This is a genomic window from Cupriavidus sp. FW216-B1, from assembly GCF_058789195.1.
The window spans coordinates 72,932-80,054 of sequence record NZ_JBYTEL010000027.1 but is presented as its reverse complement, the minus strand read 5'-3'; the positions used below and the strand labels follow the sequence as shown (position 1 = coordinate 80,054).

Genomic DNA, 7,123 nt, shown 5'->3' with positions numbered 1-7,123 from the left:
CCCCCCCCCCCCCCCCCCCCCCCCCCCCCCCCCCGCGCGCATGCTGGCGAGAGGCGTAGCTTAGCCCAGCGCCTCGAGGAGGTGTTCCGCGAAGGCGATCAGGCTGCGGTCGCTGCCGGCCGGGCCCATCAGCGAGAGGCCGAGCGGCGCGCCGTCGCGGCCGGACAGCGGCAGGCTCATCTGCGGGAAGCCGGTGAGCGGCGCCAGGCAGAGGATCTGGGACGAGCGGTTGCGGTAGTCCTCGAGCGTGTTGTCGTCGGCGCCGGACAGCGGGGCGATGTCGGGCATGGTCGGCATCAGCAGCACGCCGTCCTCGCCGAGCAGCGCGCCGACGTGCGCGGTGACGGCGCGGCGGATCGCCGTGGAGGCTTCGAACTGCCCGGCGGTGACGCTCTTGGAGAAGGCGAAGCGGCCGGCCACGTCGGGGCCGAGATGCAGGCCGTATTGCTCGATCAGTTCGCCGTCGGCCTGCCAGGCTTCCCAGCCCTGCACGTAGCGGAAGGCCCACCAGATGTCGAGCAGCGGCTGGTTCATCACCGTGACCGGCGCGGCCTTGCCGAGCGCGGACTCGATGCGGCCGACCACCGGCAGCAGCGCGTCCAGCGCGGGCGCGGTGGGCAGGCGGAACAGGTCTTCGGCCAGCAGCAGGCGCGGCGCGGCCGGCAGCGCGCGCGCATCGGCGCCGAGCAGCACGTCGGCCACGCGCGAGAAGGTGGCGATGTCGCGCGCGAAGAAGCCGCAGGTGTCGAGGCTCTCGGCCAGCGGCAGGGTGCGCTCGAGCGAGACGCGGCCGTGCGAGGGGCGGATGCCGAACAGGCCGCAATGGCTGGCCGGCGCGCGCACCGAGCCGCCGGTGTCGCTGCCGAGCGCGAAGTCGCACAGCTTGTTGGACACCGCCGAGGCGGAGCCGGACGACGAGCCGCCGGTGATGCGCCCGGGCGCGGCGCCGTTGACCGGCGAGCCGTAGTGGGCGTTCTTGCCGTTCATCGAGAAGGCGAGCTCGTCGGTGTGGGTCTTGCCGACGAAGGTGGCGCCGGCGTCGAGCAGGCACTGCACCGCGGGCGCGGTGGCGGTCTTGATGCCGGACCGCGCCAGCACGTGCGGATTGCCGCCGCCGGTGGGATAGCCCGCCACGTCGAACAGGTCCTTGGCGGCGAAGGTCAGGCCGTGGAGCGGGCCGGACGACGCGCTGGAGACGGCGGCGACGGGGTAGGGCATGAAGGCGCGGGCGGGGTGGGTAGCCAGGGACATGGGGTTGGGCTTCCTAACGTTGGGGTGTTCAGGCGGCGGCTTCGGCAACGGCCGGTTCGGATGCGAGGATACAGCTCACGCGGTGTCCCTGCCCGAGATCGGTGGTGGCGGGCACCTGCGCCAGGCAGGCCGGGCGCGCGTGTGGGCAGCGCGGCGCGAAGGTGCAGCCGGGCGGCAGCGCGGCGAGGTCGGGCGGCGAGCCGGCGATGGTCTGCAGCCGCTGGCCGCGGTCCATGCCGTGCTGGCGGCTTTGCAGCAGCGCGATGGTGTACGGATGGCGCGCGGCGCGCAGCAGCGTGCGGATCGGGCCTTCCTCGACGATGCGCCCGCCGTACATCACCGCCACGCGGTCGGCGATCTCCACCGCCGCGCCGATGTCGTGCGTGACGAACACGATCGACAGGCCGAGCTCGCGCTGCAGTTCGCGCAGCAGGATCAGCACCTGGATCTGCACGGTGGCGTCGAGCGCGGTGGTGGGCTCGTCGGCCAGCAGCACCTTGGGGCTGGCCGACAGCGCCAGCGCGATCATGGCGCGCTGGCGCATGCCGCCCGACATTTCGTGCGGGTAGGCCGCCAGGCGCCGCTCGGGGCTGGGAATGCGCACCGACTCCAGCGCGCGCAGCGCGCGCTGGCGCGCCTCGCTGGCGGACACGCTGGCATGGGTACGGATGCACTCGATGATCTGCTGGCCGACAGTGTAGACCGGGTCCAGCGCCAGCAGCGGCTCCTGGAACACCATCGCCACGGTGCCGCCGCGCAGGCGCTGCAGCGCGCGCGCGTCGAGCGCCATGACGTCGGCGCCGTCGATGCGGATGGCGCCTTCCATGCGGGCGCGGCGCGGCGGGTGCAGGCGCATGAGCGCGCGCAGTGTCACGCTCTTGCCCGAGCCGGATTCGCCGATCAGGGCCAGCGCCTCGCCGGGCGCCACGTCGAGCGAGACGCCGTTGACGGCGCGGATGGTCTTGCCGCCGCCGGAGAAGGTCACGCGCAGGTCGCGCACCGATACCATCGGGGCGGCGGCTTGCGCTTCGGCGTGGTTGTCTTGTGGGGTGGTCACGGTAAGCCTCGCTCAGGTCGTTGCGGCCAGCTGGCGGCTGTGGCCGCCGTCCGCATGGGCCATCAGGCAAGCCACGGGATGCCCGGCCAGCGCGTCCGACAGCGCCGGCGCGCGGCGCGCGCAGACCGCCTCGGCCATCGCGCAGCGCGGGTGGAAGCTGCAGCCGGACGGCGGGTTGATCGGGTTGGGCGGGTCGCCCGCCAGCGGCGCGACCAGGGTGCGGTGGTCCGGGTCGGTGGCCGGCATCGAGGCCAGCAGCGCGCGCGTGTACGGATGGGCGGGATTGGCGTAGAGCGTCTCGGTGTCGCCCACCTCCACCACCTTGCCCAGGTACATCACCATCACGCGGTCGCACAGGTAGCGGATCACGTTGAGGTCGTGGCTGATGAAGACGTAGGTGAGGTCGAACTCGGCCTTGAGCTCCAGCAGCAGGTTCAGCACCTGGGCCTCGACCGACTTGTCGAGCGCGGACACGGCTTCGTCCAGGATCACCAGGCGCGGGCGCAGCACCAGCGCGCGCGCGATGTTCACGCGCTGGCGCTGCCCGCCCGACAGTTCATGCGGATAGCGCCCGGCGAAGCGCGCCGGCTCCAGGCCCACGCGGTCGAGCAGCGCGCGCGCCCGCGCGCTGGCCTCGGCCGCGCCGATGCCGTGCACGCGCGCGGTGAAGGCGATCGATTCCTCGATGGTCAGGCGCGGGTTGAGCGAGGAATAGCTGTCCTGGAACACCATCTGCACCTGGCTGCGGAAGCGCTTCATCGGCAACTGCGCCGAGCCCACGCCCTGGGCGTCGAAGATCAGCTCGCCGCTGTCCTGCTCGATCAGCTGCATCAGCAGGCGCGCGGTGGTGGACTTGCCGCAGCCCGACTCGCCCACCACGCCGAGCGTCTCGCCCTTGCGCACCTCGAAGCCGACGCCGTCGACGGCGCGCACCACGCCGGCGCGGCGCCCGGGGATCTTCGACTTGAGCGGGAAGTGCTTGACCAGATCGCGGGCGATCACCAGCGGCTGGGCCGGGCCGCCCACGTCGGGGTTGCGCAGGGCTTCGGGCAATGTGGTATCGGTCATGGCGTCAGTCCTTGATTTCCATCGCCGAGCGGATGCCGTCGGCGAGCAGGTTGAAGGAGATCGAGGTCATGAAGATCATGGCGCCGGGCAGCGCGGCCACCCACGGCTGCGTGTAGATGGCGGTGCGCAGCGTGTTGAGCATCAGGCCCCATTCCGGCTCGGGCGGCTTGACGCCGAGGCCGAGGAAGGACAGCCCCGAGGCCAGGATCATCGACACCGAGATCAGGCTGGTGGCGTAGACGAAGATCGGGCCCAGCACGTTGTTGAGCACGTGCGCGCGCACGATGGTCAGCGACGAGGCGCCCGAGGCGCGCGCCGCGTCGACGAACTCGCGGTTGCGCACCTGGGTGGTCACGCTCTCGGCCACGCGCACGATCTGCGGCACGAACACGATGGTCAGCGACAGCAGCGCGTTGCCCACGCCGGCGCCCAGCGTGCCCGACAGCGCGATCGCCAGCAGCACGGATGGGAACGCGTAGAGGATGTCCACCAGGCGCATGATGATGGTGTTGGTCCAGCCGCCCGCGTAGCCGGCCACGATGCCCAGCGCGCTGCCGATCACGAAGGCGATCAGCACCGGCGTGATGCCCATGAACAGCGACAGGCGCGCGCCCAGCATCAGGCGCGAGAGCATGTCGCGGCCGAGCTCGTCGGTGCCGAGCGGATAGTGCTCGGTGCCGACCGGCTTGAGGCGCTTGAGGATGGAGGCGGCGTAGGGGTCGGACGGCATCAGCGCCGGCGCGAACAGCGCCATCAGCACCAGCGCGAGCAGGATCAGCGCGGCCAGCATGGCCAGCTTGTTGCGCAGCAGGCGCCGGCCGACCGTGGTCCAGTAGCCGGGCGAGCGCTGCACCAGCGGCGCGGCGGCGGGCTTCTTCAGGGTCATTTCCATGTGAGGCTCCCGGTCAGTTGCGCTGGATGCGGGGATCGAACAGCGTCTGCAGCGCGTCCACCAGCAGGTTAAGCAGCACGAAGAACACGGCCAGCACGAGGATGGTCCCCTGCAGCAGCGGGAAGTCGCGCTGGAAGATGGCCGAGTTGAGCAGGAAGCCGGTGCCGGGCCACGAGAACACGGTCTCGATCAGGATCGAGCCGCCCAGCAGGTAGCCGAGCTGCAGGCCCATCACCGACAGCGCGGTCGGCGCCACGTTCTTGAGCACGTGGCGGAACACCGCGAACTCGGACAGCCCGCGCGCCTTGAGGCCGACGATGAATTCGTTGGAGAGGATCTCCGCGACCAGCGCGCGGATGGTGCGCGCGACGATGCCCATCGGAATCACCGACATTGTGACCGCCGGCAGCACCATGTACTGGATATGCTCCCAGTCCCACTGCCAGTCGCCCGAGCCGCCGGGGCCGGCGCCGGTGGCCGGCAGCCAGCCGAGGAACACGGAGAACACGATCACCAGCACCATGCCCAGCCAGTAGTGCGGCATGCTGACGCCGAACACCGACAGGAACGAGGCGGTGCGGTCGGCGGCGGAATCGCGGAAGTAGCCGGCCACGAAGCCGAACAGGCAGCCGAAGGTGAAGCCGATCAGCGTCGCCACCGCGGCCAGGCGCACCGAGTTGATCACCGCCGTCATCACTTCGCTCATGACCGGCCGGTTGGTGGCGATGGAGGTGCCCAGGTCGCCGTGCAGCGCGCGCGTGAGCCAGTGCACGAATTGTTCGAGGAAGGGCTTGTCGAAGCCGTACAGCGCGGTGAGCTGGCGGCGCAGTTCTTCCGAGGCGTCGGGCGGCAGCACCGACACCAGCGGGTCGCCCGGCGCGATATGGACCAGCGAGAAGCACAGCAGGGCGACCCCGAGCAGGATGGGGATCGCGTAGACGATGCGGCGGAGCAGGTAAGTCATGGGCTTGGCCGGCTAGAGAAAACGAATGGGTGGGGCAAGGCAATGCAATCGCGGCAACGCGCCGGCTGTCTCCCTTCTCCCGCGGGCGGGAAAGGGGAGACAGCCAGGGCGGCCTGACCGGCGCGGCGCATCTGTCCGTGCGCCTGCGCCGTCAATGCCGCTCAGTCCATCGACATGGTGGCCATGTCGATGAACCAGCTTTGCGGCTGCACCACGCCCTTGACCTTCTTCGAGATGGCGCGCGGGCCCACGTCGTGCGCGATCAGCACGAACGGCGCCTCTTCCACGATGCGCGCGTGCAGCTTGGCCAGCGCGGCGTCGCGCGCCTTGTCGTCGAAGGAGGTGCGCGCGGTCTCGATCAGCTTGTCGAACTCGGCGTTGCCGAAGTAGCCCCAGTTGTTGGAGACCGGCGGCTGCGTCTTGGTGCTGACGAAGCGGACCATCGCGAAGAACGGGTCCATCGCCGCGAAGCTCACGTTGATGGCGTTGGCGCCGTGCGCGCTCGGGTCCTTGGCGCCGATGCGCCAGTTGGTAAACAGCGTGTTCCACTCGACCACGTCGAAGTCCACGTCGAAGAAGCACTCCTTCAGGTTCTGCTGCACGTACTCGTTCATCGGCAGCGGCTGCATCTGGCCCGAGCCCGAGGCCGACACCTGCACCTTGACCTTGACCGGCTTGGCGGCCGAGTAGCCGGCCTCGGTCATCAGCTTGCGCGCGGCGCTGGGGTCGTACTTGATGTCGAACTTGGGATTGCCCCACCACGGGTTGCCGGGCTCGACGATGCCCTTGGCCTCGGCCATGTAGCCGCCCAGCAGCGTCTTCAGGCCGGAGCGGTTGACGCACAGGTTGGCGGCCTCGCGCACGCGCTTGTCGAGCCAGGGCGAGCCGGGCGCGAACGACACCTGCCACGGCCACATGTGCGGCTGCGCGTTGGCGTAGACCTCGAAGCCGCGGCTCTTGATCTGCGCCACGGCGTCGGGCGCCGGCGCCTCGATCCAGTCCACCTGGCCGGACAGCAGCGCGGCGGTGCGCGCGTTGGCTTCCGGCATCGGCAGCATCACCACCTTGTCGATCTTGGGCACGCGCTTGGCGTCCCAGTAGCTCGCGTTCTTCACCACTTCCAGCCGCTCGCGCGGCACGAAGCGGCTCATCTTGAACGGGCCGGTGCCGGAGGCGTCGGCGGCGAACGCCACCCAGGCCTGCTTGCTGCGCTCGGCCGCGTCGGTCACGGAGGCCGGCACCGCGGCCAGCTTCTTCTCCCACTGCGTGGGCGAGGCCATGAACAGGTTGCTGAGGTTGTAGGGCAGGAACGAGTCGGGTTCCGACGTGACCAGCTCGACGGTCAGGTCGTCGATCTTCTTCGCCGAGCGCAGCGTGGGCATGCGCGAGGCGGTCACGCCGACCTGGCTGGGGTCGAACTGCTTGGCGGTCTTGTCGAGCACCTTGTTGACGTTCCACACCACGGCGTCGGCGTTGAACGCGGAGCCGTCATGGAACTTGACGCCGGGGCGCAGCTTGAAGACCCACTTGGTCTTGTCCTTGGCGTCCACCTTCCATTCCGTGGCCAGGTCGGGGATCAGCAGGCTCGGGCCGTTGGCCTTGGACAGGTCCCACTGGGTCAGACCGTCGTACATCGGGATGCCGGTGAAGCGGTTGCCTTCGAAGCCCTGGTCGGGCTGGCCCAGCGTGCGCGGGATGTCGGCGGCGGTCATGCCGATGCGCAGCACCTTCTCGGCGTGGGCCGCGCCGGGCAGCGCGAGCAGGGACAGCGAGGCGAGCGCGGCGAGCGCGGTGGTCGTGGCGACGGTTTTCAGGCTGGGTTTCGTGCTTCCGGTGGCGGAGGAAGAAAAAACGGTCACGGGCAGGACTCCTGGGTGGGGGAAGGGGAGAC

General features: G+C 70.3%; 6 protein-coding genes. All 6 read right to left on the bottom strand.

Annotated features, from left to right (window positions below; all coding sequences use genetic code 11):
• Positions 1-60: 60 nt before the first annotated feature.
• A complete protein-coding gene (locus tag AC3WXD_RS31755) occupies positions 61-1,251 on the bottom strand; it encodes an amidase (protein WP_492325420.1) in 1,191 nt (396 codons plus the stop codon).
• 28 nt (positions 1,252-1,279) lie between these two features.
• Positions 1,280-2,260: an ABC transporter ATP-binding protein gene (locus tag AC3WXD_RS31750; protein ID WP_492325422.1), complete on the bottom strand. Its 981-nt coding sequence runs from the start codon at positions 2,258-2,260 to the stop codon at positions 1,280-1,282.
• Positions 2,261-2,320: 60 nt separating this feature from the next.
• Entirely contained in the window at positions 2,321-3,376 is a 1,056-nt protein-coding gene (locus tag AC3WXD_RS31745) for an ABC transporter ATP-binding protein (protein ID WP_059413063.1), read from the bottom strand.
• A 4-nt stretch (positions 3,377-3,380) separates the two neighbouring features.
• On the bottom strand, positions 3,381-4,268 hold the full coding sequence (locus AC3WXD_RS31740; RefSeq protein WP_492325419.1) for an ABC transporter permease: 888 nt from the start codon (positions 4,266-4,268) through the stop codon (positions 3,381-3,383).
• A 13-nt stretch (positions 4,269-4,281) separates the two neighbouring features.
• Entirely contained in the window at positions 4,282-5,232 is a 951-nt protein-coding gene (locus AC3WXD_RS31735; protein ID WP_492325418.1) for an ABC transporter permease, read from the bottom strand.
• Positions 5,233-5,393: 161 nt separating this feature from the next.
• Positions 5,394-7,091 (bottom strand): ABC transporter substrate-binding protein, encoded by a 1,698-nt coding sequence (locus AC3WXD_RS31730; RefSeq protein WP_020201260.1) that lies wholly within the window; start codon positions 7,089-7,091, stop codon positions 5,394-5,396.
• Positions 7,092-7,123: the final 32 nt, after the last annotated feature.